Source organism: Nonomuraea sp. NPDC050663 (genome assembly GCF_044456985.1).
Taxonomy (GTDB): Bacteria; Actinomycetota; Actinomycetes; order Streptosporangiales; family Streptosporangiaceae; genus Nonomuraea.
Window position 1 is genome coordinate 677115 of the sequence record NZ_JBITGL010000001.1, and the last position, 24254, is coordinate 701368.

A 24254-nucleotide genomic window follows, 5' to 3' on the forward strand; every position below is an offset into this window, starting at 1 on the left:
GACATCCATGTCCCTCCGTGGCTTATCAAGCCGCATCCTGCTCATCGTGGGTCTGGTCGTCGCAGGAGCGGCCACTCCCGCGAACGCCGCTCCCGAAGACTTCGTCAAGAGCGACAACATCACCCTCCAAGCCCATCTCGACCTGCCCGCCGGCGCGAGGATCAACAGCGACATCGCCTTCCAGGGCGACTACGCCTACGTCGGCAACTTCACCGGCTTCGCCATCTACGACATCAAGCACCCCCAGCGGCCCCGGCTCGTCAGCTCGGTCAGCTGCCCCGGCGGCCAGATGGACGTGACCATCCTGGGCAACCTCCTGGTCACCTCGGTCGACGACTCCCTGAGCAACGACTCCTGCCAGGCGGTGCCCCAGTCCGCCCGGATCAAGGAATCCTGGGAGGGCCTGCGCATCTTCGACGTCAGCGACAAGGCCAACCCGCGCTACATCAAGTCCGTCGAGACCAACTGCGGGTCCCACACCCACACGATGGTCCCCGACAAGACCGGTGAGGCGTTCTACGTCTACGTCTCCTCCTACTTCCCGTCGGTCAACTTCCCCGACTGCCAGCCGCCCCACGACAAGATCTCCGTGGTGAAGGTCCCGATCGCCGATCCGGGCGCGGCCGCGGTGGTCAGCACTCCGGCGATCTTCCCCGACGGCACCGGATACCCCGGCGCCGCCAGCACCAGCGGATGCCACGACATCACCGTCTACGCCGCCCTCGACCTGGCCGCGGGCGCCTGCATGGGCGACGGCGTGCTGCTGGACATCTCCAACCGCGAGCAGCCGAGGGTCATCGAGCAGGTGACCGACGCCAACTTCGCCTTCTGGCACTCGGCGACGTTCAACAACGACGGCACCAAGGTGATCTTCACCGACGAGCTCGGCGGCGGCACCTCGCCGCGCTGCACCGCCACCGAAGGCCCGACCCGCGGCGCCGACGCCATCTTCGACATCGAGAGCAACCAGCTCGTCTTCAAGAGCTACTTCAAGATCTCGCGCCTGCAGACCCTGACGGAGAACTGCGTGGCGCACAACGGCTCGCTCATCCCGGTCAAGAACCGGGACGTCATGGTCCAGGCCTGGTACCAGGGCGGCCTGTCGGTGTTCGACTTCACCGACTCGGCCAACCCGGTGGAGATCGCCTACTTCGACCGCGCGCCGTTCAACGACAGCCAGCTCACGCTGGCCGGCTACTGGTCCACCTACTACTACAACGGCTACATCTTCGGCAGCGAGATCGCTCGCGGCTTCGACGTGTTCAAGGTCAACGACCCGCGCGTCAACCAGGCCGGCAGCGTCAAGACCGACCTGCTGAACGCCCAGACCCAGGAGCGTTACCGCGAGCGCGGCAACGGCCGTCCCGGAGGCGGGCACTGATCACCGGCGCACGACCCTGATCCGGTACGGCCCAGCCGTACCGGATCAGAGCTCGGCCTGGATGCGCCTCATGCGCCCGATCTCGGCGGACTGCGTGGCGCCCACGTCGTTGGCCAGCTCCAGCACCACCCGGTGCGAGCCGTTGACGACCTCCTTCTCGGCCATCTCCACCGCCCCCTGGTGATGCCTGATCATCAGCTCCAGGAACAGGCTGTCGAACGCGGCTCCCGAGGCGGCCTTGAGCTGCTCCATCTGCTCGGGCGTGGCCATGCCCGGCATGCCCGCGTGGCCGGCGTGGTGGTCGGGCGCCTTCTGGCCCTGCTCCTGAAGCCACGAGGTCATGTACTGGATCTCCGGCGCCTGGGAGTCCTTGATCCGTGAGGCGATGGCCTTGACCTTGGCGTTGGCCGCCCTGGTGGGCGCCAGAACGCTCATGTCGAGCGCCTGCCGGTGGTGGAGGATCATGTCGCTCATGAAGGTGACGTCCGCCGCGTTGACCGTGGGGGTCGGCACCGCCTGCTCGGCCTGCTGAGGGCTGAGCGTCGTGGCCTGCTCGCCAGGACGGCCGGGGGCGATGACGGGCGCGGTGGAATCGGCCCGCGGCCGCTGCTCGGGAGTCGAGCTGCAGCCGGTCAGCGCCAGCACGGCCGCGCCGGTCAGGGTGATGAGCGCCACGCGCAACGGGTTCTCCTCCGCCGGGGGTCAGGTGCGCATCGTAACGCCGCGAACGGTATTCATGCCGCTTTGCTTTATATGCCGGTGAATACGGTTATCTCCTGACAAGGTGGGCTCGGTCTCGACCCTCATCCGGAGGTCTCCACGTGGCGTCACGAACTAGCCGGGCCGCGCTGGTCCTGCTCTCCTGCTTCGCGCTCTTCGCCTCTCCCGTCCAGGCCGCGGAGGGCGGGGGAACGGCGAGCGCCAACGTCAAGCTCGTGGCCAACGTGCCGAAGAAGGCGCCGTTCGACGACTCCACGGCCTACGCCACGGACATGGCCTTCCAGGGGCGCTACGCCTTCGTCGGCAACTACAACGGCTTCACGATCTACGACGTCGGCGACCCGGCCAAGCCGTCGATCGTCAGCCAGGTGCTCTGCCCCGGCGCCCAGAACGACGTCTCGGTCCACGGCGACCTGCTGTTCCTGTCGGTCGACGAGCCGCGCAGCAACGACTCCTGCAAGAGCGACTTCGGCACGCCCACCAGCAGGAAGTCGTGGGAGGGCATCCGCATCTTCGACATCAAGGACAAACGCCGGCCGCGCTACCTCAAAGCCGTCGAGACCGCCTGCGGCTCCCACACCCACACGCTCGTGCCGGACAAGAAGGGCGCCGCGGTCTACCTCTACGTCTCCTCCTACGACCCGGCCGACCTGTTCCCCGAGTGCAAGCCGCCGCACGACAAGATCTCCATCGTCAAGGTGCCGCTGAAGAGCCCCAGGACCGCCAAGGTCGTCTCCACCCCCGTGCTCTTCCCCGACGGCGGCAACGAATCGCAGGACGGCCTGCTGCTGGGCACCTCCGGATGCCACGACATCACCGTCTATCCGAAGAAGGACCTGGCCGCCGGCGCCTGCATGGGCGACGGCGTGCTGCTCGACATCGCCGACCGCGAGCACCCGAAGGTGATCGACACCGTCACCGACGACAACTTCGCCTTCTGGCATTCGGCGACCTTCAACAACGCGGGCACCAAGGTCGTCTTCACCGACGAGCTCGGCGGCGGCCTCGCGGCCACCTGCACCAAGTCCGTCGGCCCCAAGCGCGGCGCCGACGCCGTCTTCGACATCGTCGACCGCACGCTCGTGTTCCGCAGCTACTACAAGATCCCGCGCCACCAGAAGGCCGGGGAGAACTGCGTCGCGCACAACGGCTCGCTCGTCCCGGTCAAGGGCCGCGACGTCATGGTCCAGGCCTGGTACCAGGGCGGCGTCTCGGTCTGGGACTTCACCGACTCGCGCAAGCCCGTCGAGATCGGCTACTTCGACCGCGGGCCGTTCAAGCCGCGCGACGTGGCGGGCTCCTGGTCGGCCTACTACTACAACGGGTTCGTCTTCAGCAGCGAGATCCAGCGCGGCCTCGACGTGCTCAAGCTCACCGACAAGCGCACGGCGCCGGCGGCCAGGATCAGGCTCCGGGTGCTCAACGCGCAGACGCAGTACGGCTTCTAGCCCGCTCAGACCGGCGGGGCGAACCCCCCAGGAGTGGCCGGGGGCCGCTCGTCGCGCCGGTCCTGGTGGTACGGCACGGCGGGAGCCGCGAACCCCGGGTGCCTCCCCGGCGGCGGGGGCGCCACGGCCCCCGGCGGCGGTGGCGGCGGGAAACCCGGCTGCTGGTACGGCGGGGCGGCCATCGGGTGGCCCTGCCCGTAACCGGGGGAGACACCTGCCTGCCGTGCCAGCCGTACCTCGGTCCTGGAGCGGCGCTCGGCGAGGACGGCGCTGAGGTAGGCGTGCGGCGGTACACCGGGCAGAGGCGGCGGCGAGACGCTGGCGGCCACCTGGGCGGCGATCCGCATCCCCATCTCGTGCTGCACCTGGGGGCTGAGCTGGTGCCAGCGCACCAGATACTGCCTGGCCGCGGCCGCGACCTCGTCGGGCAGCTGCGACAACTCCAGCGTGCGCGCCCACGGAGCGAGCTGCGGCGGCATCCGCGCCATGGTGGTCTCGGGCCGCGGACCCCGCTCCGAGATCACGATGGTGCCGGCGAACACGTCGCCGAGCCGCTTGCCCCGCTCCGAGACCAGCGCCGAGATCAGCGCGGGAGCGCCCCACAACATCCAGAACTCCACGAACCCCGCCAGGCCGCGGAACAGCGCCTGGCGGAAGCGCACGGGGCCGCCGTCGTCGCCGACGACCCGCAGTCCGAGTGCGAGCTTGCCCAGGCTGCGCCCGCGGCTCAACGTCTCGAAGGCCACCGGATAGCCGATCGTGACCAGCAGGACCAGCAGGATGTTCGCCGCCGCGAACAGGGCGGGATCGCTGACGAACGCGAAGAGCGTCAGCAGGAAGAACACCCCGATCAGCACCGTCCACTGGACGACCAGGTCGATGACGATCGCCAGCGCCCTCGTGGGCATCTGCGCGACCCGCACCTCCACGACGACGGCGTCGCCGGTGACTACCTCGGACATGTCCCGAGCCTATTGCGTCACAATGACTGGGTGGATATCGATGCTTTCGTCGCCGTGCATCGCCCGGCCTGGGACCGCCTCGAGCACCTCGTCTCCAGACGCGGCAAGCTGTCGGGCGCGGAGGTCGACGAGCTCGTCGACCTCTACCAGCGGGTCTCCACTCATCTGTCGATCGTGCGCTCGGGGCGCGCCGACGCTCTGCTCGTCGGGCGCCTGTCCGCGCTGGTGGCGCGCGCCCGCTCCGCCGTGACGGGCGCGCACACGCCCGCGTGGCGGCAACTGGCCAGGTTCTTCACCGTCTCCTTCCCCGTCGTCGCCTACCGGGCCCGCTGGTGGTGGCTCGGCGCCACGCTGGCCTTCGTGATCGTCTCCTGGGTCATGGGCGCCTGGATCGCCGGCAACCCCGAGGTGCAGGCGGCCATCGCGACCGACGAGGAGATCACCCAGCTCGTCGAGCACGACTTCGCCGACTACTACTCCGAGAACCCCGCGGCCTCCTTCGCCGGCCGGGTGTGGGTCAACAACGCCTGGGCGTCCATGCTCATGATCATCTCGGCGATCTTCATGGGGCTGCCCGTCCCGTACTTCCTCTGGACCAACGCCGCCAACGTCGCCGTCTCCGGCGGGCTCATGGCCTCGCGCGGCAAGCTCGACATCTTCTTCGGGCTCATCACCCCGCACGGCCTGCTCGAACTCACCGCCGTCTTCCTGGCCGCGGGCGTGGGCATGCGGCTCGGCTGGACCGTCATCGACCCGGGGCCACGCCGCCGCCTGGAGGCCCTCGCCGAACAGGGCCGCGCCGTCATCGCCGTCGCGCTCGGGCTGGTCGTGGTGCTGTTCGTCTCCGGGCTCATCGAAGCCCTCGTCACGCCCTCGGGCCTGCCGACCTGGGCGCGCATCGCCATCGGCGTTGTGGCCGAGGTGGTCTTCCTGGCCTACGTCGTGGTGTTCGGCCGCCGTGCCCTGCTCGCCAGGGAGAGCGGCGACATGGAGCGCGCCCCGGACGTCGCACCCACGGCCTGAACGGGCCCCCGCCCAGCCTTGGGCTTGCGCGGGCCCTGCGACCCGGCCTTGGGCTTGCGCGGGTCCTCCCACACGGCCTTGGGCTCGGTCGGCGCCCTGCCCCACGCCCCCGGGGGTTCCGGCGCGGCCCTACAGCCGTCCCTGGGACTTGAGCGCGAGGTAGGCGTCGGCCAGGGCCGGCGCGAACTCCTCCGGCACGGCGTCGACCACCTCGACCCCGTGACGCCGCAGCCGGGCGGTGACCCGGCGACGGCCGGCCATGGCCCGCTCGGCGGCGGCCGCGTCGTAGACCTGCTCGGCCGACCCGTGCAGCCCCGCCATCGCCGTCACCCGCGGATCGGAGACCGCCGCGACCAGCAGCAGATGCCGCGAGGAGAGCTGCCCGAGCACCGGCATCAGACCCTCCTCCAGGGAGGCGGAGTTGAGGTCGGTCAGCAGCACGACGAGGCACCGGTGCTTGGCGCGCGACAACACGGCGGCGACCATCCCGGGACCGTCGGCCTCGATGAGCTCGGCCTCGATGGGCGCCATCACGTTGACGAGCGAGGGCAGCAGCTCGGTCTTCGACGCGCCCGACAACCAGGCGCGGACCGAGCGGTCGTAGGCGAGGAAGTCGACCCGGTCACCGGCACGCGCGGCCAGCGCGGCCAGCAGCAGCGCGGCGTCCATCGACCAGTCGAGCCTGGGCCAGCCGGGAGCGGGCAGCAGATCGGGATCGATCAGCATCCCGCCACCGGCGCCGGGCAGGGCACTTCCCGTGGCCCCACCGGGACCACCCGCGGCCCCACCGGGACCGCCAGGGGCGTCGCCGGGGCCTCCTGCGGCACCGCCCGTCGCGCCGCGGCCGGGATCGCCCTTGTGCGCCGTCGTGTCGTCCGACAACGACGCCAGCCCCGTGGGCGCGGGCCGGGCGCCCGCCAGCGGGATGGGCGCGGCGCCCACCCGTCCGGCCGAGGTGCGACCCGTGTCGAGCACGATCAGCACCCGCCGGTCACGCTCCGGCCGCCACGTGCGCACCACCACGTCGTTGCGCCGCGCCGTGGCACGCCAGTCGATCGACCGCACGTCGTCACCGGCGACGTACTCACGCAACGAGTCGAACTCGGTGCCCTGCCCCCGCACGAGCGCCGGATGCTGGCCGTCGAGCTCGCGCAGCCTGGCCAGCCGGGAGGGCAGGTGCTTGCGCGACAGGAACGGCGGCAGCACCCGCACCGACCACGACGACGAGTGGCCGCCCTGCCGCGCCGCCAAGCCCAGCGGCCCCAGCGACCTGACGGTGACCGCCTCCGACCGCCGGTCACCCCGGCGGACCGGGGTGAGCACGACGGAGTATCGCCGCCGCTCGCCCGGCGGCACGTCGATCGCCTGGGACCTGGGCCACGCCCCGGCCGAGGGAGCCCAGGCGTCACGCAGGACACCGCGGACGCGCCTCTTGCCCGGGTTCTCGACGACGAGGTCGACCGTGGCGGTCTGGCCGAGCCGTACGACCGTCTCGCCCGAGCGGTGGAAGACGAGCGGGCGCACGGCGCCCGCCAGCGCCAGGTCGAGCACGATGGCGGCCGCCAGCAGCAGGCAGACCCCAGCCACGGCGAGAACCGGGTCGGGGGCGATGAGCACCACCACGATGCCCAGCGCCGCGACGAGCGCCGCACGTCCGGTCAGAGCCATGCGATCACCGGGGCACGGGGACCGAGGACAGGATGCCGTCTAGCAGCCCGTCGGCGGTCGCGCCCTCGAGCTCGGCCTCGGGCCGCAGCTGCACGCGGTGGCGCAGCGCGGGACGGGCCAGCGCCTTGACGTCGTCGGGCGTCACGTAGGTGCGACCCGACAACCACGCCCACGCCCGCGAGGCGGCCAGCAACGCCGTCGCGCCACGGGGGGAGACGCCGAGCTGGAACGAGGGCGACTGCCGGGTGGCACGGCAGACGTCGACCACGTAGCCGAGCACCTCGGGGGCCACGTGCGTCGAGGCCACGGACTCGCGGGCGACGGCCAGGTCCTCGGCCGTGGCCACCGGCCTGATCTCCGAAAGGTCGCGCGGGTCGAACCCGTGCGCGTGGCGCTCCAGCACCGCGATCTCGTGCTCGCGCGGCGGCAGCGGCACGGTGAGCTTGAGCAGGAACCGGTCGAGCTGGGCCTCGGGCAGCTGGTAGGTGCCTTCGTACTCGACGGGGTTCTGCGTGGCGCAGACCACGAACGGGTCGGGCAGGGCGCGCGGGTCGCCCTCGACGCTGACCTGCCGCTCCTCCATCGCCTCCAGCAGCGCCGCCTGGGTCTTCGGAGGCGTGCGGTTGATCTCGTCGGCGAGCAGCAGGTTGGTGAAGACCGGGCCCTGCCTGAACTCGAACTCCGACGACTTCGCGTCGTAGATCAGCGACCCGGTGACGTCGCCCGGCATCAGGTCGGGGGTGAACTGCACCCGCTTGAAGTCGAGCGACAGCGCCGCGGCCAGGGTGCGGACCATGAGCGTCTTGGCCACGCCCGGCACACCCTCCAGGAGCACGTGACCACGGCACAACAGGGCGATGACCAGACCGGTCACAACGGCGTCCTGGCCGACGACGGCCTTGGCCACCTCTGCACGCAACGCCCCGAGCGCCTCACGCGACGCGTCACCACGCCCGGCGATTCGCGTCGTCTCCTCAGTGTTCATGGTCGCGACCGCTCTCCACTCGTTGGCATCGCAAGCTCGCTCTCTCGCGGAGAGCTCCTTCGCTCGGTGTTCATGGTCGCGACCGCTCTCCACTCGTTGGCATCGCAAGCTCGCTCTCTCGCGGAGAGCTCCTTCGCTCAGTGTTCATGGCCGCGACTTCCCAGGCTCGCACTCTCGCGGAGAGCTCCTCCGATCACCGTTCACTGATCTGCCTTTCCAGTTGGTCAAGGTATCCGGCCAGTCCGACAAGAGCGCCGTCGTCGGCCGGCGGCGGGCCGTACAGGGCGGCGCCGACCAGATGCGGGTCCTGACCGGTCCGTACGGCTATCGCGGAGACGACCGCGTCGGCCCCGGAATCGACGGTGAGCCCCAGCCTGGGCACCACGCGGGCCAGCGTGCCCGCCCGCAGCGCCGCGGAGGCACGGTCACGCGCGCGGCGGGCCCGGTAGAGGCCGCCGTGCCCCTCGACGCTCTCGGCCGCGCGCACGACGACCGGGAGCTTCTCCACGACGACGGGCCCCAGTCTCCTGGCGCGCCACACGATGGTCACCAGCAGGGCGATGAGCGCCATCACGACGCCCCAGCCCACGTTCGGCGACATGAGATCGTAGATCGACTTGTCGCCGCCCACGGCGCCGCCCTCCTCGGAAGGCGGGTTGACCAGCCAGGTGACCGCGCTCTTGGAGCCGGCCAGGTTGAGCGCCAGCGCCGCGTTGCCGTCCTCGTCGAGGCGCATGTTGGTCATGAACTGCATGTCGCCCACAACGGTCACATTGCGGCCGGAGACGGCGTAGGTGAGCAGGGTCGCGCCGTCGGGCGACGGGTAGCAGCCGACGGACCTGCTGGGCCCGCTGAGCGGGCTGCCGCCGAGGAAGACGCTGCCCGCGGCGCGCGCGGCGGGCAGGTCGCACTCGGGCTCGCGGCTGCGCACGCGGGCGCCGTCGAGGCCGCGCCGCACCTCGGAGGCGAGGTCCTCCAGGTAGACGCTGGCGGCGTCGATCAGCAGGTCGCCGCTGAGCCGGTTCAAGTCGTCGTGGTAGACGTTGCCGGTCACCAGGATCAGCCGGTCGCCGCCCAGGCGCATCGCCGCGTCGACCGAGTCGACCCGGTCGACGGTGACGCCTCGGGCGCGCAGCAGCTGCGCCAGGGCCTTGCCGCCGGACAGCGAGGTGTCGTCGGGGTCGAGGTAGCGGGCCTCGCGTGCGCCGCCGGACAGCAGCACACCGATCGTGGCCGCGACGAGGAGGAGTACGCCGACCAGCAGCGGGGCCCGCAGGGAACGCCAGATGCCGCGCGTGGTGGGGGAGGTTGAGGTCGTCACCGGCGTCCTCCTGCGCGGTGCAGGGCGCGAGCGGCGCAGGCGGCGGGTACGGCGGTGCTCATGGCGCGGGTGGCGGGCGCGGCGGGGCTCATCCCCCGGGCGAGGCTCATGACGCGCCTCCCTGCTGCCCGTTGTGGGCCGGTGTGGCGGCCAAGGGGGCCGGGCGGGCGCGGCGGAGCCGGTCGTCGAGGTCGGCGATCACGCCGTACGCCTGGGGCGTGCCGGGCACATCCCCATAAGTCACGTCGTCGAAGATCCGGGCCGCCTGCGTCAGCTCCCCCGCGAACTCCGGCAGCGCCCGCCCCGCCTCGGCGGCGAGCTCGTCGGCGGTACGGCCGGGCAGGCCGTCGACGAGCGCCCGCTCCTCGAGGTCGCGGGCGATGGCGCGCAGCCGTTCGCGCACGGCGTCGGCCCAGTGCCCCTCCGAGGCGAAGCGTTCGGCGTTGCTCCGGTGGTCGGCCGCGTTGAGCGCCCGCTCGCCGAACAGCACGTCCGCCCCTGAGGCCGCGCGCCGCGAGGTGTGACGCAGCCGCCAGACCACCAGCGCCACGACGGCCGCGAGGATCGCCACGATGAGCACCGCGCTCAGCACCCCGAGGCCGGACCCGCCGGGCACCTCGGGGTTCATCATGTCGCCCAGGAACTGCTTGAGCCGCCGCCACAGCTCGTCGATCAGGGGCTCCTGCTGGTATTCGGGCTTGCCCAGCTCTCGCGCCGCTTCGCCGGCGGCCTCGTCGCGGCCTATCGGGGTCACTGGCGGGCGGAGTTCGACGGGTGCCAGAGGTCGTCGGCGGAGGCGTGCACCCAGCCCTGCCGCTGCTGCTCGATCGCGGCGGTCTGCAGCACCAGGTCGAAGGCCTCGCTCCGCATGCGCCGGTCGGTGTAGAGCAGCCCCGAGACGCCTGCCTGGATGGGGTAGGAGATCATCCCGCCGATCATGGTGCCCAGAGTGATCATGATCGCCGACACGATCAGGGAGCCGGTGGTGTTGCCGCCGAGCATGCCGACGAAGGTGCCGATCAGGGTGAACGGGAAGCCGATGATCGCGCTGACGATGCCGGCCAGCAGCATGGTGGCGAGCAGGATGCCGAGCACGCGCCAGAAGTCGCCGCTCACCAGCTGCCACGAGCGCCTCATCGCGTCGACCGGCCCGCGCTGCTCCAGGACCACCGCAGGGGTGGCGAAGGAGAAGCGGGTCATGACGAACAGGGCGTAGGGGGCGTAGATGACCAGCGCCAGGAACATGAAGCCGAGGAAGGTCCCGTCACTCATGCCGGCTCCGCCCATGACGAAGAAGAGCGGCACCAGCACCACCAGGGGCGCGATGGTCAGCAGGGTCATCAGGCCCACGACGCCGAACAGCGCGGGCCAGCGGCCCTTCAGCAGCGACCACGCCTCGCCCGCGGTGATGCGCCCGCCGAAGACCGCGCGGCCGAGGATGCGGGTGAGCACCCCGGTCAGCAGCGTGACGGCGATGAAGCCGATGAGGTAGGACAGGATGCTTCCGCCGTAGCTGGACAGGAAGCCGGAGTTGATGCTGCTCTCCAGCTCCTGCGGGTCGGCGTACGGGTTGGTCAACACACTGCCCATGGGGCCGAGCAGGAGCGCCTGGCTGATCGCCACGGGGATGGCCACCAGCAGGGCGGTGATCGCCGACAGGCCGAGCACGGCCTTCGGGTTGGAGCGGATCAGCTTGATCGAGCCGTCGAGCACGTCGCCCAGGGACAGCGGGCGCAGCGGGATGATGCCGGGCCGCATCGCCGGGGCGTGCGGGTGCTGGTAGCCGCCCTGGTGGCCGGGAGGGCCGTACGGCTGCGGCTGGTGACCGTAATACGGCTGCTGCTGGCCGTAAGGGGCGGGCCCCGCGGGAGGCGGTGCGTCGCCGTACGGCATGGGCGGCACGGGCGGCGCCGGCTGCTGGCCCGACTGCGGGCCGGGCTGCTGGCCCGGTTGTTGACCGGGGGCGGCCCAGGGGGAGGCCGCGGGGGCCCCGTAGGGCGGCGGCTGGTCGGTCGCCCAGCCAGGGGGCCTCTCGTGACCTTCAGACATAGGTCAATCCTGGCATGCGTGGCTTGCATTGCGGTTGCTCGCATGCTCAATAACGGGGCGTTTCGGGGCAAGCCACACCCTGGGGATGGCCTAATGACGGTCGGTTACCGCAGACTGAGATCGGGGGAGAACCATCAAGCGTAAAATTTGACTTTTGACGGTCTCACGTCACATCCACGAGCTGGGCAAGGGTAACCTCTCAGCAATCTGACAGTATGTCCCACAATGCGTAGAACGAATGAGGGGCCATGAAAGGTCGCGTGCTTGTCGTCGACGACGACGCCGCTCTCGCCGAGATGCTCGGCATCGTGTTGCGGGGAGAAGGTTTCGAGCCCTCCTTTGTCTCCGACGGTGACAAGGCCCTGGATGCGTTCCGCGACACCCGTCCGGATCTGGTCCTGCTGGACCTGATGCTCCCCGGCGCCGACGGCATCGACGTGTGCCGCCGGATCCGGGCCGAGTCGGGCGTGCCGATCGTCATGCTCACCGCCAAGAGCGACACCATCGACGTGGTGCTCGGCCTCGAGTCGGGAGCCGACGACTACATCGTCAAGCCCTTCAAGCCGAAGGAGCTCATCGCCCGGGTGCGCGCCCGCCTGCGCCGCACGGACGAGCCGACCCCGGAGATCCTCCAGATCGGCGACATCACCATCGACGTGGCCGGCCACTCGGTCAAGCGGGGCGAGGAGACCATCAACCTCACGCCGCTCGAGTTCGACCTGCTGGTCGCCCTCGCCCGCAAGCCGCGCCAGGTCTTCACCCGCGAGGTGCTGCTCGAGCAGGTCTGGGGTTACCGGCACGCCGCCGACACCCGCCTGGTCAACGTGCACGTGCAGCGTCTGCGCGCGAAGATCGAGAAGGACCCGGAGCACCCCGAGATCGTGGTGACCGTCCGTGGCGTCGGTTACAAGGCCGGTCCCGCCTAAGAGGCCGCCGGAATGCCCCCCTCACGGAAACCCGCGGCTCGCAGACGGACATTTCGCCAAATACTTGGAGGTGTCCGCAGGCGGGCACGGCGTGCCGCGGGACGGGTGCGCCGCATGTGGCGGCGTTCCCTCCAACTGCAGGTGGTCACCAGCACGCTGGTGATCTCGATGACCATGGTCGCCGTGCTGGGCGTCTTCCTGTTCCAGTCGATCAGCACCTCGGTCATCAACCAGCGCAAGGCCTCCGCGATCGCCGACGCGATCAGCGACACCGTGATGATCAGGGACGCGATCTCGTCCGGCTCCGGCGCCGACGAGACGCCCAAGGCGGGAGACCTCGTCTCGCCCGACCTCGACCGCGCCTTCGACAACCTCAAGCCCCCCGCCGGAAGCGACCGCCGCTACGAGGTCTACATCCGCGCCGAGAACCTCCCCGGCGGCGGCCGGGCCTCCGGAGGCATCCCCGAGGACGCCATCCCGCAGCAGCTCATCCACGACCTGGAAGACCTGCGCGACAAGGGAAGGTACGGCGACGCCTACCGGCGGGAGTTCACCGGGCTGATCTCCTTCAGGGCGTCGAGCAAGCCGCAGGTCGCGCTCGTCACCGGCGTGGTGATCGACCACGACTACCAGGTCTACCACTTCTTCCCGCTCATGGAGGAGGAGGCCACCCTGGCCAACGTGCGCCAGGTCCTCGTCCTGGTCGGCGCCGGCCTGGTGCTGCTCCTGGCCGCCATCGCCTCCCTGGTCACCCGCCAGGTCGTCACCCCGGTACGGCTCGCGCGCCAGGCCGCCGAACGGCTGGCCGCGGGCAAGCTCGACGAACGGCTGAAGGTCCGCGGCGAGGACGACCTGGCCCGCCTGGCGACCTCGTTCAACGAGATGGCCGCCAACCTGGCGCTCAAGATCCACCAGCTGGAGGAGCTGTCGCAGGTGCAGCGGCAGTTCGTCTCCGACGTCTCCCACGAGCTGCGCACCCCTCTGACCACCGTGCGCATGGCCGCCGACCTCATCCACGACGCCCGCGAAGACTTCGACCCGATGGTCGCGCGCTCGGCCGAGCTGATGCAGGCGCAGCTGGAACGTTTCGAGTCGATGCTGGCCGACCTCCTGGAGATCAGCCGCTACGACGCGGGCGCCGCCACCCTCGACCTGGAGCCCACCGACCTGCGCGACGTGGTGCTGCGCGCGGTGGCCGACTCCGAGTCGCTGGCCGAGCGCCACGTCACCCGCTTCGACCTGCGCCTGCCCAACGAGCCGTGCATGACGGAGATCGACAGCCGCAGGGTCGAGCGTATCCTGCGCAACCTGCTCTTCAACGCCATCGAGCACGGCGAGGGCAAGGACATCGTCGTCACCGTCGGCCAGGACCGCGACGCCGTGGCCGTGGCCGTACGCGATCACGGGGTCGGGCTCAAGACGGGCGAGGAGCAGATGGTCTTCGACCGCTTCTGGCGCGCCGACCCCTCGCGGGCGCGCACCATCGGCGGCACCGGGCTGGGCCTGGCCATCTCCCGCGAGGACGCCGCGCTGCACGGGGGCTGGCTGCAGGCGTGGGGGCAGCCGGGCGAGGGATCGCAGTTCCGTCTCACGCTGCCACGCGACGCCAGCGTCGAGCTGAAGGGTTCGCCGCTGTCCCTGGAGCCGCCGGAGATCCAGATCCGGCGCGCCTGGCGCGGGCACATCACGCCGGTCCTCGCACCGGCCACGGGGGAGTTCCATGGTGAGTAAGCGACTGGCCACGCTCGTGGTGGCGGCCTGTGTGGCCTCCACCGGGGCCTCCGGCTGCTCGGTCATCTCCCTGAGCAGCGCCCCGACCGCGCCCGTGTTGTCCGACCACGGCGACACCCTCGGCGAGCCGTTCCACCAGCTCATCCCTTCCTCGCCGCAGCCCACGTGGGACTCCAAGCAGGTCGTCGAGGGCATGCAGGCCGCCATGGCCGTCTTCGACGACGAGGGCATCGACAAGACGTTGTGGAAGTACCTCACGGCGGAGGCCCGCAAGGAGTGGAAGCCCGACGGCTCGATCGCGGTGCTCGACTGGGTCAAGGCGGTGCCCGACCCCGAGGCCAAGCCGAACGACGCCGAGACCACCGTCACGCTCACCGGCAACCAGATCGCCGAGATCAAGCCCGACGGGCGCTCGGTCCAGCTGACCGACCCGCTGCCCGTCAGCCACCGCATCACCCTCAAGAGGGTCGGCCAGGACGGGTACCGCGTCTCCGGCTTCGACCACCCCAGGATGTTGCTGACCGCCGCCGACGTCGAGCGCTCCTACAAGAACGCCCGGCTCTTCTACGTCTCGCCCGACGGCAGCCGCATGGTCGGCGACCTGGTGAAGGTGCGGCGCAAGGTCGACCAGAACCTCGCGGAGAGCTACGTCAGCCGCCTGCTCAAGGGCCCCAGCGACGCGCTCGGCAAGGCCGTCAACAGCTCCTTGCCCGTGGGCGCCAGGGTCGGCTACGTGGAACTGCGCGGCGACCGGGTGGCCGTCAACCTCGTCGGCGGCTTCAGCCCCGGCACCCTGCGCACCAGCGAGCTCAGCGACCAGCTCGGCTTCACCCTCAAGGAGTTCGCGCGCGGCCTCGACATCGAGGTGCTCCACAACGGCGAACCCTTCTTCGGCAGCGCGTCGCTCGTGGTCAGGGCCGCGGAGTACAACGCGCCGCAGTCGTCGAACTGGCCCGCCTACTACCTCAGCGCCGGCCAGGTCTACCAGGAGACGGAGCCGGGCAAGGACTTCCAGGCGATCGGCGAGCCCGCCCCGCAGGGAGCCGCCGCCTCCAACCTCGCGATCTCGCCCGACCGCCAGCACTTCGCCGTGCTCGCCTCCGACGGCGTCTGGATGCAGGAGAACGGCACCTGGCGCCCGGTCATCCCGCAGGCCGACCTGCGGGCTCCCGTGTGGCGCAGCGACGGCACGCTGTGGACCTACGACAACTCGCGTTCGATGTTCCTGCGCTTCGACCCCGTCTCGCAGCAGCGGCAGGAGATCCCGGCGCCGCTGCTCAAGGGCTCGACCGTCCACAAGTTCGCCTTCGCCCGCGACGGCGTGCGCGTCGCGCTCATCGTCAGGGACGTCGTCGGACGGCAGTCGCTCCAGGTGGGCGCGGTCAGCCCGACGGAAGTGGGCAACCTCCAGAAGCTCGACGAGGCCAAGGAGAAGGACCCCGAGGAGTTCCGCGACATCGCCTGGGAGGTCGGCGGGGAGAGCCTGTTCCTGCTGACCGACGCGGTCATCTACCGCGTCAGCCTGATCGGCGGCAGTCCCAAGCCGGAGATCCAGGTCAAGAACGCGGAGTCCATCGCCGTCCAGGGGCCGCGCCTGCTTGTGGGAAGCAAGAGCTCCGTCCTGACGCTCAACGTGAGCAACCAGAAGCTCGACAACCTCGCGGACGGCCAGGAGCCGCTCTCGATCTACCCGGCCTTCCCCGCCTGACCCGGCGAAATCTGTCGGCGGCGCCTGGCACAGTGACGGGCATGCTCGCGGCTCTGGTGGATTTCCTGACCCCGCAGCGCTGCCTGGGGTGTCGTGTGCCGGGGGAGGCGTTGTGCGGCCTGTGCCTGGCTCCTGAGCCCGCCAGGAGGGTTCCTGACCCGGCGCCCGAGGGGCTGCCCGAGTGCTGGTCGGCCGGCGCCTACGAGGGGCCGCTACGGCAGGCGGTCCTGGCCTGCAAGGAACGCGGCCGCAGCGCCCTCACCCAGCCCCTCGGCCAGGCCCTGGCCTACGTCCTGACCCACGCCCTTCCCAGCGCCCTGCCGCCCGACCCCGGGAAACCCGGAGCCGAGCCCTCGCCGCCTGGCCGCCGGAAGTTCGGAGTCTCGCCGACCGGCTCCCGGGTGCCCGGGGCCTCGGCGTCGCATCCTCGCCTGCTTGTCGCCGTCCCGCCGCCGTCCCTGACCCTGGTGCCCGTTCCGAGCGCTCGGCGGGCCGTGCGGGGGCGGGGGCACGACCCCGTCGCGGCGCTTGCCGTACACGCGGCCCTGGCCCTGCGGGCGCGTGGCTGGCAGGTGGGGGCCAGGCAGGCGCTCACCCAGACCCGCCGGGTCGCCGACCAGGCGGGTCTGGCGGCCGGGAGCCGCGCGGCCAACCTGGCGGGCTCGTTGCGCGCCACCCGTCCCGTCGCGGGCGCGGTGGTGCTCGTCGACGACGTGGTGACGACGGGCGCGAGCCTGGCCGAGGCGGCCAGGGCGTTGCGCGCGGCTGGGGCGGACGTACGGCTGGCGGTGACGCTTGCCGCGACACGCCGAAGATCATGATTTTTCTCACGGTCACTCTGGGTAAAAGAAGATCAAACTCTTCGCCCTCACCGGCGGGTCACACCTGTGTATCCCGCCTGCCTCTGCCACCCAGCTCACCGGATGTGAGTGGCGCACACATAAGGGATGCAGCACGCTCAAACAGTGCCCCCGGTGAAGTGCGACATCCTTGGGAAAATCACGCAAAGTGATCCTTTGGTCCGTCCTCCGGCTGACATTCCCCGCCGTTACAGATAGCGTTCTGACATGGCACCCGTTCGGGTCCGTGGTTGCGCAGAGCTGGGAGAAGTCCCAGCTCCGCTAGCCGATGCCAGCCGCAGGCAAAACGGTCCACGTAAGGCGACTCTTTGTCGACTGATCACGGTGCGGCTTAGGGGTAAGTCCTGCCTCCCCGGGGGTCCAGATGTCCCCCGACCAGGAGAGAAGGTCGGTAGTGGCACAGAGCTGCGAAATCCTCAGCAGGCGAATGTGGGGTCGAAGACCAGGTCGGCCGGACGGGTGCCGTCGATTTACCTGGTGATGGTGAGCCGGAAGAGGGTAACGGTGAAGGAGAGACGGACGAGCCTCGCACGGCCATCAGGAAGCCGGGCGCTCTATCGCACTCGCTAGAGGTAGGGGGTTGTTGCATGGACATCATCGTCAAGGGCCGGCACACCGGAGTGAGTGATCGGTTCCGAGACCACGTGACGACCAAGCTGGCCAGGATCGAGCGGCTGAACAACAAGCTGATCCGAGTCGACGTGGAGGTATCCAAGGAACGCAACCCACGCATCATCGACCAGCGCGAGCGGGTAGAGCTGACGATCCACTCCCGTGGTCCCGCCATCAGGGCGGAGGCGTCGGCCGACGATCGCTTCGCAGCACTCGATCTCGCCCTCGACAAGCTGGAAGGCCGCCTGCGCAGGCTGGCCGACCGCCGCAAGGTCCACCACGGCAACCACGCCACCCCCTCTGTGGGAGAGCTGACCGCCGCCCTCGCCGAGCTGCCTCCGCAGCCCGCGAAGGTCGTGCCGGAGCAGGCCGTCGCCGAGGAGGACGAGGATGACACCCTCCCGGATCCCAAGCAATACGACGACCTCGTACCCATCGAGATGGACGGCGACGGGCCGCTCATCGTCCGCGAGAAGTTCCACAACGCCGAGCCGGTGACGATCGACCAGGCTCTGCTGGAGATGGAGCTTGTAGGCCACGACTTCTATCTGTTCCGAGACAAGGAGAGCGGCCAGCCGAGCGTCGTCTACCGGCGGCGCGGCTACAACTACGGTGTGTTGCGGCTCGTCGAGCCCTGATCGCCGGTCAGCAGATCTTCTCGACCACCCAAGGACCGCGAAACCCGTGCCATTATGGCGGTTCAACGGCTCTGGCCCCCCACGAGGAGGAGACGTGAGCAAGCGCAGCGGGCAGCATGGCCCCCATCGCCCTGTCTGCCCTGCGGCTCAGCAGGCGCGACCTTCGGAGGCGGTCGCGTGACGGAAACGAATCGCGATCCCATCCGCGTGCTCATCGTGGATGACCACCAGATGATCCGGCACGGGCTCGCCATGACCCTGACCACCGAGCACGACATCGAGGTGGTCGGGGAGGCGAGCGACGGGCTCGAGGCGGTCGAGATGGCCGACCGGCTCCTGCCCGACGTGGTCCTGATGGACGTCCGCATGCCGCGCAGGAGCGGCATCGAGGCGACGAGGGGCATCAAGTCCTCCGTCCCGAGCACGCGCATCATCATGCTGACCGTCAGCGACGAGGAGGAAGATCTCTTCGAGGCCATCAAGGCCGGAGCGACCGGCTACCTCCTCAAGGACGTCCAGCTCGACGAGGTCCCCGACGCCGTGCGCGGCGTGCACGAGGGGCAGTCGCTCATCAATCCGGCCATGGCCGCCAAGCTCATCAACGAGTTCGCGAGCATGAGCCGCAAGGAGGCCGAACGCCCGCCCCAGCTGCCCGTCCCCCGGCTCACCGAGCGGGAGATGGAAGTGCTGAGGCTGGTGGCCAAGGGCATGAACAACCGCGAGATCGCCAAGCAGCTGTTCATCTCCGAGAACACCGTGAAGAACCACGTGCGCAACATCCTCGACAAGCTGCAGCTGCACTCCCGCATGGAGGCTGTGGTCTATGCCGTGCGGGAGCGGATGCTCGAGATCACCTGACGACACGGAGGCCGCCGGTGGAGCCCGGGTCGGAGGATCGGGCTCCCCGGGGCGGTCTCATGTCACCAGGTGCCCGCGCACGTAGTCCTCGTCGATCTCCACCCCCAGCCCCGGTCCGGTGGGCACGCGGGCCACGCCGCCCGAGACGTCCACGCCGGGTCCGAGCACGTGCCGGGAGACCACGAACTGGCGGCCGTTGAGGTCGGCGGGGAAGGTCATGCCGAAGGCCGCGAAGAGGTGGAGCGAGGCGGCCAGCCCGAGGTCGCAGTCGGTGAGCCCGGAGCCGATGAGCGAGAGCCCGAAGTCCTCGGCCAGCGTGCACAGCCGCCGCGACAGGTGGAGCCCGCCGCTGCGCTGCACCTTGGCGACGGCGATGTCCAGCGCGCCGAGCCGGGCGAAGCTCGCCAGGTCGGTGGGGTGCACGAGGCTTTCGTCCAGGGCGACGGGGATGGGGCTGCGGCGGCGCAGCTCGGCGTGGCCGATCGGGTCGTTGGCGCGCAGGGGCTGTTCCAGCACGGCGACGCCCAGCGGTTCGAGGGCTCGCGCGAGCCGTAGCGCGTTGCCGAAGGTGTAGGCCTGGTTGGCGTCGACCCAGAGGGTGGCGTCCGGCGCGGCCGCGCGCACCGCTTCGACGCGCCGCACGTCGGCCTCCAGCGAGCCGAGCCCGACCTTGACCTTGAAGGCGCGGTAGCCGGCCTCCAGCCCTTCGGCGACGTCGTCGGAGGCGATCCAGCACAGGGGGATCTCGCCGACCCGCCGCTGGCCCCACAAGTGGCCGACCGACAACCCGAGCGCGCGTCCGAGCAGGTCGTGCAGGGCCAGGTCGAGCGCCGACCTGGCCAGCGGCATGCCCATCGTCAGGCCCGCCCTGATCACCTGGTCGAACAGGCGCACCGCCCCGTCGAGGTCCCACACGGGATGGCCGATCAGCGCCGGCGCCAGGTAGCGGGTGATCGTCGAGGTGATGCTCTCGGTGGTCTCGTAGGTCCACGTGGGCGCGGGGGTGGCGGCGCCCCAGCCGCTGAGGCCGCCCGCGCGGACGCGGACGAGCACCCTGGGGTGCGTGCCGCCGCCGCGCGTGACCACCCCGCCGGCGATCGAGAAGTCCCGTACGGCAGGCAGATCCACGACGTAACAGTCGATCTTCTCCACCAATAAGGAATGAATTCCTGCCTTTTCAATAGCGTTCATCTTTCCAGTGAAGCATGAAAAACCCCTATTGACGCCGCCTAATTCATAAAGCATGATTCCGGCCATGACGAGCGCTGATGACAGAAATTCATTCCCCAAGGGAATGAAATCTGCCCTGGTGGCCGAACGCCTCCGCGAGGAGATCGCCTCCGGCCGCTGGCCGGTCGGCATGCGCCTGCCCACCGAACCGCACCTGGCCGAGACCTACGCCGTGGGGCTCAACACGGTCCGGCGCGCGGTGGGCATCCTGGTGGCGGAGGGTGTCGTGGACCGCCGCCAGGGTTCGGGCACCTACGTGACGGCCATCCCCGCTCGCGGCGCGGGCAGCGGGCATCTCGTCGGGGTCCTGGTGCCCTCGACCTCGTACTACTACCCGCGAGTGATCGAGGGCATCGAGCGGGTGCTGGCGGCGGCGGGCGCGGGCGTCATCCTGGCCAGCTCGGAGTATCGCCCAGACCTGGAGGGCGAGCGCGTCGCCAGGCTGCTCGACAGCGGTGCCCAGGGGCTGATCCTGGTGCCGAACCTGCACGTCATGGACGACGCGCAGGCCCACGTCGACTCCCTGCGCGAGCTGCCCGTGCCGTACGTCCTGGCCGAGCGCCGCCCGCCGAGCCCGGATCCCGACGACCCGACCTCCTACGTGGTCACCAACCACGCGGGCGGCGTCTACGCCGCGATGCGGCACCTGGTGCGGCTCGGGCACACCCGGATCGGCCACCTGGGCAGGGTCAGGACCGGCACCGGGAAGATCATCACGGACGGCTACGAGCGGGCCGTGCGCGGCCTGGGCACCACCCGGATCCCCGAGGCGATCGTCGCCCACGAGGAGTGGGCCCCCGACGGCATCTTCGAGTTCGCCCGCACCTGCCGCGACAACCAGGTCACCGCCGTGTTCTGCCACGGCGACCGGGACGCCGCGACCCTGCTGGCCAGCGCGCGCAGGCTCGGCATGCGCGTGCCCGACGACCTGGCCCTGGTCACCTACGACGACGAGGTGGCCGAACTGGGCGACCCGCCGCTCACCGCGGTGGCGCCGCCGAAGGGCGAGCTCGGGGCGCTGGCGGCCGAACTGCTGCTGCGGCGCCTGACCGCCGGGCCCACCGTGCCCCCGCACCGGATCGAGCTGCAGCCCCGCCTGATCGTCCGCGCCTCCTGCGGCGCGACGGTCGCCTCCCAGCACTGAACGGAAAGGATCACCCCCCATGCGAGCAAGGACCCCCGCCGCCCTGGTCGCCCTCCTGGCCATGGCCGCCTGCGGCACCGGCCCGGCCGCCGAGAGCGACGGCAGGACCACCATCACCCTCGGCTACTACGCCGAGGCGGGAGGCCCCGCCGACGGCACGATGCGCAAGCTGGTGGCCGACTTCATGAAGGCCAACCCCACCGTCGACGTCAAGATCGAGTCGGCGGCCTACGACGAGTTCTACACCCGGCTCCGCACCCAGCTGGCCGGCCGCAAGGCCCCCGACGTCTGGCTGTCGGACGGCGCGCTCGTCCAGGAGTACGCCGGCCGCAAGAGCCTGCGCGACCTGAACGACCTGGCCAAGAGCCTCAACGCCGACGACTACTACGGCATCGACCTGATCAGGAAGTCCGACCCCCAGGGCAGGCTCTTCGGCTTCCCGCAGGGCGCCCAGACGGCCGTGCTCTTCTACAACAAGACGATGTTCAAGCAGGCGGGCCTGACCGAGCCGACCGGCGAGTGGACCTACGACGACCTGATGTCCGCGGCGAAGAAGCTGACCAAGGACACCAACGGCGACGGCAAGCCCGACGTGTACGGCTTCCGCAGCTACTCCAAGAGCTTCACCGAGAGCTGGTGGCCGCTGGTCAAGGCGTTCGGCGGCGACATCCTCGACGACGGCGGCAAGGTCGTCGTCGACAGCCAGCCGGCCCGCGACGGCCTGAACTGGATGCTCAAGGCCATGCACGAGGAGAAGGTCTCGCCCGACGTGGTGACGACCGACGCGCTCGGCGGCTCCCAGACGCTCTTCCCCAGCGGCGTCGTGGCCATGCAGCTGGGCATCTACGCCCGCATCCAGACCGCCGCCCAGGGCGACGTCGACTTCGGCGTGGCGCCGATGCCCAAGGGGCCCGGCGGCAAGCGGGGAGAGATCGCCAACATCAACTCCTGGGTGATCAACAGCGCCTCCGCCGACCCGCAGGCCAAGGCCGCCTGGAAGTGGATCGAGTTCTTCAGCGGCGAGGGCCCGCAGACCGCCTGGACCCAGATCGGCGAGGCCATGCCGATCAACAAGAAGGTCGCCGCCTCGCCCGCCTTCCTGGAGCCGGGCAAGCCTCCCGCGGGCCGCCAGGTCTTCCTCGACGCGCTGGCCGTCGCCGACGACCTCGGGCTGAACCCGGTGTGGAGCGAATACACCGGCGCGCTGGCCAAGCCGATCACCTCGGCCCTGTCGAAGGAGGTGCCGGTGGACGCCGCGCTCAAGACCGCCCAGGCCGACGCCCAGGCGGCGATCGACCGGTTCACCCCCGGTGGCTAGCCTCAGGGACCGGTTGTGGGCCACCCTGTTCGCCTCGCCGTACCTCGCCCATCTGATCCTGCTGACGGCCTGGCCGGTGCTCGCGCTGGCCTACCTCAGCTTCACCGACTACGACACGGTGTCCGACCCGAAGTGGGTCGGGCTGGCCAACTACACGCGGCTGCTGGGTGACGAGGCCTTCTGGTCCAGCCTGGGCAACACCGGGGTGTTCGCCCTGCTGTACGTGCCCGCCCAGACGGTGCTGGCGCTCGTGCTGGCCGTGGCGCTGAACCAGAAGATCCGCTTCATCCCGCTGCTGCGCGGTGCGTACTTCGTCCCGGTGGTCTCCTCGTGGGTGGTCATCGCCTACGTCGCCGACTCGGTCTTCAACCCGCGCACGGGCTCGGCCAACACCGTGCTCGGCTGGTTCGGGATCGACCCACAGGCCTGGCTGAACAGCCCGGCGCTGGTCATCCCAACCCTGGCCGCGGTGGCCGTGTGGAAGGGCGTCGGCTACATGATGGTGCTCTTCCTGGCCGCCCTCCAGGCGATCCCGCAGGAACGTTACGAGGCGGCCATGGTCGACGGCGGCAACGCCTGGCACCGCTTCCGCCACATCACCGTGCCGGGCGTCTCCGGCACGACCTTCCTGGTGCTGGTGCTGTCCACGATCACCACGCTGCAGGCCTTCGAGCAGGTCTACGTCATGACCGACGGCGGACCGAGCGGGGCCAGCGAGCTGACCGTGCTCTACATGTACCGGCAGGGCTTCCAGTTCTTCCAGCTCGGCTACGCGGCGGCGATCGCCTGGGTGCTGTTCGCGATCATCCTGCTCTTCACGCTCGTCCAGATGTGGTTGCAGAGGCGGTGGGTGCACTATGCCTAAGCGCCTGGCCTACCTGGTGCTCGTCGCGGGGGCCGCGGTCATGCTGCTGCCGTTCCTCGCCTCGTTGTTCAACTCGCTCAAGACCTACGCCGACTACATCGCCGTGCCGCCGGGCTTGCTTCCCGACCCGTTCGAGTGGTCGAACTGGACGCAGGTCTGGGAGCGGGCGCCGTTCGGGATCTACGCGCTCAACAGCCTGCTGATCGCCTCGCTGGCCGCCTTCGGCAACGTGCTGAGCAGCGCGATGGTCGGCCACGCGCTGGCCAGGATGAAGCTGCCCGCCCGCGGCGCGCTCCTGACCGCCGCGCTGGCGACCATGATGTTGCCGACCGTCGTCACGATCATCCCGTCGTTCATCCTGTTCCGCGAGTTCGGCTGGCTCGACACGTTCCTGCCGCTGATCGTGCCGTTCTGGCTGGCCACGCCGTTCGGGATCTTCCTGATGCGGCAGAGCTTCCTGGCCGTGCCCAAGGAGTTCGAGGAGGCCGCGACCATCGACGGCGCGGGTCCGTGGCGCGTGTTCACGCGGATCCACCTGCCGCTGGTCAAGCCGGCCCTGGCCACGCTGACCGTGTTCACCTTCATGAGCTCGTGGGGTGCGGTCCTGGAGCCGACCGTCTACCTCACCTCGCCCGACAAGCTCACCCTGCCGATCGGGGTGATGGGCCTGCGCGGCCAGTTCGTCGGCAACGACCAGCTCGTCACGGCGGCGGCCTTGATGTCGCTGCTGCCGATTCTCGTGCTCTTCCTCATCGCCCAGCGCTATTTCGTGCGCGGGGCGATGGCCGCCGGCCTCAAAGGCTGATT

The 24254-nt window shown here is 70.2% G+C and carries 21 protein-coding genes; 13 read left to right on the top strand and 8 right to left on the bottom strand.

The features are described from left to right. Positions 1-7: 7 nt before the first annotated feature. The gene (locus ACIBH1_RS03340; RefSeq protein ID WP_397311928.1) at positions 8-1381 is read left to right on the top strand and encodes an LVIVD repeat-containing protein; all 1374 of its coding nucleotides are present in this window, start codon (positions 8-10) and stop codon (positions 1379-1381) included. A gap of 45 nt (positions 1382-1426) precedes the next feature. Here the strand turns inward: ACIBH1_RS03340 and ACIBH1_RS03345 are convergent, their stop codons facing one another. Continuing rightward, positions 1427-2056: a DUF305 domain-containing protein gene (locus ACIBH1_RS03345; RefSeq protein WP_397312186.1), complete on the bottom strand. Its 630-nt coding sequence runs from the start codon at positions 2054-2056 to the stop codon at positions 1427-1429. Positions 2057-2202: 146 nt separating this feature from the next. Here ACIBH1_RS03345 and ACIBH1_RS03350 point away from each other — a divergent pair, with 146 nt between their 5' ends. Then, complete coding sequence (locus tag ACIBH1_RS03350) at positions 2203-3549, top strand: LVIVD repeat-containing protein (protein WP_397311929.1); 1347 nt, start codon at positions 2203-2205, stop codon at positions 3547-3549. 5 nt (positions 3550-3554) lie between these two features. Here ACIBH1_RS03350 and ACIBH1_RS03355 read toward each other — a convergent pair whose 3' ends face one another. Continuing rightward, complete coding sequence (locus tag ACIBH1_RS03355; RefSeq protein ID WP_397311930.1) at positions 3555-4511, bottom strand: RDD family protein; 957 nt, start codon at positions 4509-4511, stop codon at positions 3555-3557. A 30-nt stretch (positions 4512-4541) separates the two neighbouring features. Here ACIBH1_RS03355 and ACIBH1_RS03360 point away from each other — a divergent pair, with 30 nt between their 5' ends. After that, positions 4542-5534, top strand: a complete 993-nt coding sequence (locus tag ACIBH1_RS03360) for a stage II sporulation protein M (RefSeq protein ID WP_397311931.1) — start codon at positions 4542-4544, stop codon at positions 5532-5534. Positions 5535-5663: 129 nt separating this feature from the next. On the opposite strand, the gene ACIBH1_RS03365 is transcribed toward ACIBH1_RS03360, so the two are convergent. From ACIBH1_RS03365 to ACIBH1_RS03385, 5 genes are all read right to left on the bottom strand, one after another. Beyond that, positions 5664-7202, bottom strand: a complete 1539-nt coding sequence (locus tag ACIBH1_RS03365) for a DUF58 domain-containing protein (RefSeq protein ID WP_397311932.1) — start codon at positions 7200-7202, stop codon at positions 5664-5666. Between the two features lie 4 nt (positions 7203-7206). Further along, positions 7207-8187: an AAA family ATPase gene (locus ACIBH1_RS03370; protein ID WP_397311933.1), complete on the bottom strand. Its 981-nt coding sequence runs from the start codon at positions 8185-8187 to the stop codon at positions 7207-7209. A 193-nt stretch (positions 8188-8380) separates the two neighbouring features. After that, a complete protein-coding gene (locus tag ACIBH1_RS03375; RefSeq protein ID WP_397311934.1) occupies positions 8381-9508 on the bottom strand; it encodes a DUF4350 domain-containing protein in 1128 nt (375 codons plus the stop codon). Between the two features lie 106 nt (positions 9509-9614). After that, complete coding sequence (locus ACIBH1_RS03380; protein WP_397311935.1) at positions 9615-10262, bottom strand: DUF4129 domain-containing protein; 648 nt, start codon at positions 10260-10262, stop codon at positions 9615-9617. After that, positions 10259-11557, bottom strand: a complete 1299-nt coding sequence (locus ACIBH1_RS03385; RefSeq protein ID WP_397311936.1) for a glycerophosphoryl diester phosphodiesterase membrane domain-containing protein — start codon at positions 11555-11557, stop codon at positions 10259-10261. The genes ACIBH1_RS03380 and ACIBH1_RS03385 overlap by 4 nt, the downstream gene beginning before the upstream one ends. 248 nt (positions 11558-11805) lie before the next feature. Between ACIBH1_RS03385 and mtrA the strand changes: the two genes are divergently transcribed. From mtrA to ACIBH1_RS03415, 6 genes are all read left to right on the top strand, one after another. Beyond that, on the top strand, positions 11806-12483 hold the full coding sequence (mtrA, locus tag ACIBH1_RS03390; RefSeq protein ID WP_357916809.1) for an MtrAB system response regulator MtrA: 678 nt from the start codon (positions 11806-11808) through the stop codon (positions 12481-12483). A gap of 114 nt (positions 12484-12597) precedes the next feature. Continuing rightward, positions 12598-14214: an MtrAB system histidine kinase MtrB gene (mtrB, locus tag ACIBH1_RS03395; protein ID WP_397311937.1), complete on the top strand. Its 1617-nt coding sequence runs from the start codon at positions 12598-12600 to the stop codon at positions 14212-14214. After that, positions 14207-15922 carry an LpqB family beta-propeller domain-containing protein gene (locus tag ACIBH1_RS03400; RefSeq protein WP_397311938.1) on the top strand — a complete coding sequence of 572 codons (1716 nt, stop codon included), beginning with the start codon at positions 14207-14209 and terminating at the stop codon, positions 15920-15922. The genes mtrB and ACIBH1_RS03400 overlap by 8 nt, the downstream gene beginning before the upstream one ends. Positions 15923-15963: 41 nt before the next feature. Continuing rightward, the gene (locus ACIBH1_RS03405; RefSeq protein WP_397311939.1) at positions 15964-16743 is read left to right on the top strand and encodes a ComF family protein; all 780 of its coding nucleotides are present in this window, start codon (positions 15964-15966) and stop codon (positions 16741-16743) included. 626 nt (positions 16744-17369) lie between these two features. After that, positions 17370-18032 carry a ribosome hibernation-promoting factor, HPF/YfiA family gene (hpf, locus tag ACIBH1_RS03410; RefSeq protein WP_397311940.1) on the top strand — a complete coding sequence of 221 codons (663 nt, stop codon included), beginning with the start codon at positions 17370-17372 and terminating at the stop codon, positions 18030-18032. Between the two features lie 231 nt (positions 18033-18263). Beyond that, on the top strand, positions 18264-18890 hold the full coding sequence (locus ACIBH1_RS03415; protein WP_246378950.1) for a LuxR C-terminal-related transcriptional regulator: 627 nt from the start codon (positions 18264-18266) through the stop codon (positions 18888-18890). A gap of 57 nt (positions 18891-18947) precedes the next feature. Here ACIBH1_RS03415 and ACIBH1_RS03420 read toward each other — a convergent pair whose 3' ends face one another. Next, the gene (locus ACIBH1_RS03420; protein WP_397311941.1) at positions 18948-20042 is read right to left on the bottom strand and encodes a mandelate racemase/muconate lactonizing enzyme family protein; all 1095 of its coding nucleotides are present in this window, start codon (positions 20040-20042) and stop codon (positions 18948-18950) included. Positions 20043-20199: 157 nt separating this feature from the next. Between ACIBH1_RS03420 and ACIBH1_RS03425 the strand changes: the two genes are divergently transcribed. The 4 genes from ACIBH1_RS03425 to ACIBH1_RS03440 are packed head-to-tail and all read left to right on the top strand — an operon-like array spanning position 20200 to position 24252. Then, complete coding sequence (locus ACIBH1_RS03425; protein ID WP_397311942.1) at positions 20200-21264, top strand: substrate-binding domain-containing protein; 1065 nt, start codon at positions 20200-20202, stop codon at positions 21262-21264. 19 nt (positions 21265-21283) lie between these two features. Continuing rightward, on the top strand, positions 21284-22582 hold the full coding sequence (locus ACIBH1_RS03430) for an ABC transporter substrate-binding protein (protein ID WP_397311943.1): 1299 nt from the start codon (positions 21284-21286) through the stop codon (positions 22580-22582). Further along, positions 22575-23447, top strand: coding sequence for a carbohydrate ABC transporter permease (locus ACIBH1_RS03435; RefSeq protein ID WP_397311944.1), 873 nt, complete (start codon positions 22575-22577; stop codon positions 23445-23447). Before ACIBH1_RS03430 ends, ACIBH1_RS03435 begins: the two co-directional genes overlap by 8 nt. Continuing rightward, a complete protein-coding gene (locus tag ACIBH1_RS03440) occupies positions 23440-24252 on the top strand; it encodes a carbohydrate ABC transporter permease (RefSeq protein WP_397311945.1) in 813 nt (270 codons plus the stop codon). The genes ACIBH1_RS03435 and ACIBH1_RS03440 overlap by 8 nt, the downstream gene beginning before the upstream one ends. Positions 24253-24254 lie beyond the last annotated feature (2 nt).

Bases quoted from the DNA above. Each gene is read 5' to 3' on its own strand.
- ACIBH1_RS03340 (WP_397311928.1), top strand. From the start codon at position 8: ATGTCCCTCCGTGGCTTATCAAGCCGCATCCTGCTCATCGTGGGTCTG.
- hpf (WP_397311940.1), top strand. From the start codon at position 17,370: ATGGACATCATCGTCAAGGGCCGGCACACCGGAGTGAGTGATCGGTTC.
- ACIBH1_RS03370 (WP_397311933.1), bottom strand. From the start codon at position 8,187: ATGAACACTGAGGAGACGACGCGAATCGCCGGGCGTGGTGACGCGTCG.
- ACIBH1_RS03415 (WP_246378950.1), top strand. From the start codon at position 18,264: ATGATCCGGCACGGGCTCGCCATGACCCTGACCACCGAGCACGACATC.
- ACIBH1_RS03365 (WP_397311932.1), bottom strand. From the start codon at position 7,202: ATGGCTCTGACCGGACGTGCGGCGCTCGTCGCGGCGCTGGGCATCGTG.
- ACIBH1_RS03405 (WP_397311939.1), top strand. From the start codon at position 15,964: ATGCTCGCGGCTCTGGTGGATTTCCTGACCCCGCAGCGCTGCCTGGGG.
- ACIBH1_RS03430 (WP_397311943.1), top strand. From the start codon at position 21,284: ATGCGAGCAAGGACCCCCGCCGCCCTGGTCGCCCTCCTGGCCATGGCC.
- ACIBH1_RS03355 (WP_397311930.1), bottom strand. From the start codon at position 4,511: ATGTCCGAGGTAGTCACCGGCGACGCCGTCGTCGTGGAGGTGCGGGTC.
- ACIBH1_RS03440 (WP_397311945.1), top strand. From the start codon at position 23,440: ATGCCTAAGCGCCTGGCCTACCTGGTGCTCGTCGCGGGGGCCGCGGTC.
- ACIBH1_RS03385 (WP_397311936.1), bottom strand. From the start codon at position 11,557: ATGTCTGAAGGTCACGAGAGGCCCCCTGGCTGGGCGACCGACCAGCCG.
- mtrA (WP_357916809.1), top strand. From the start codon at position 11,806: ATGAAAGGTCGCGTGCTTGTCGTCGACGACGACGCCGCTCTCGCCGAG.
- mtrB (WP_397311937.1), top strand. From the start codon at position 12,598: ATGTGGCGGCGTTCCCTCCAACTGCAGGTGGTCACCAGCACGCTGGTG.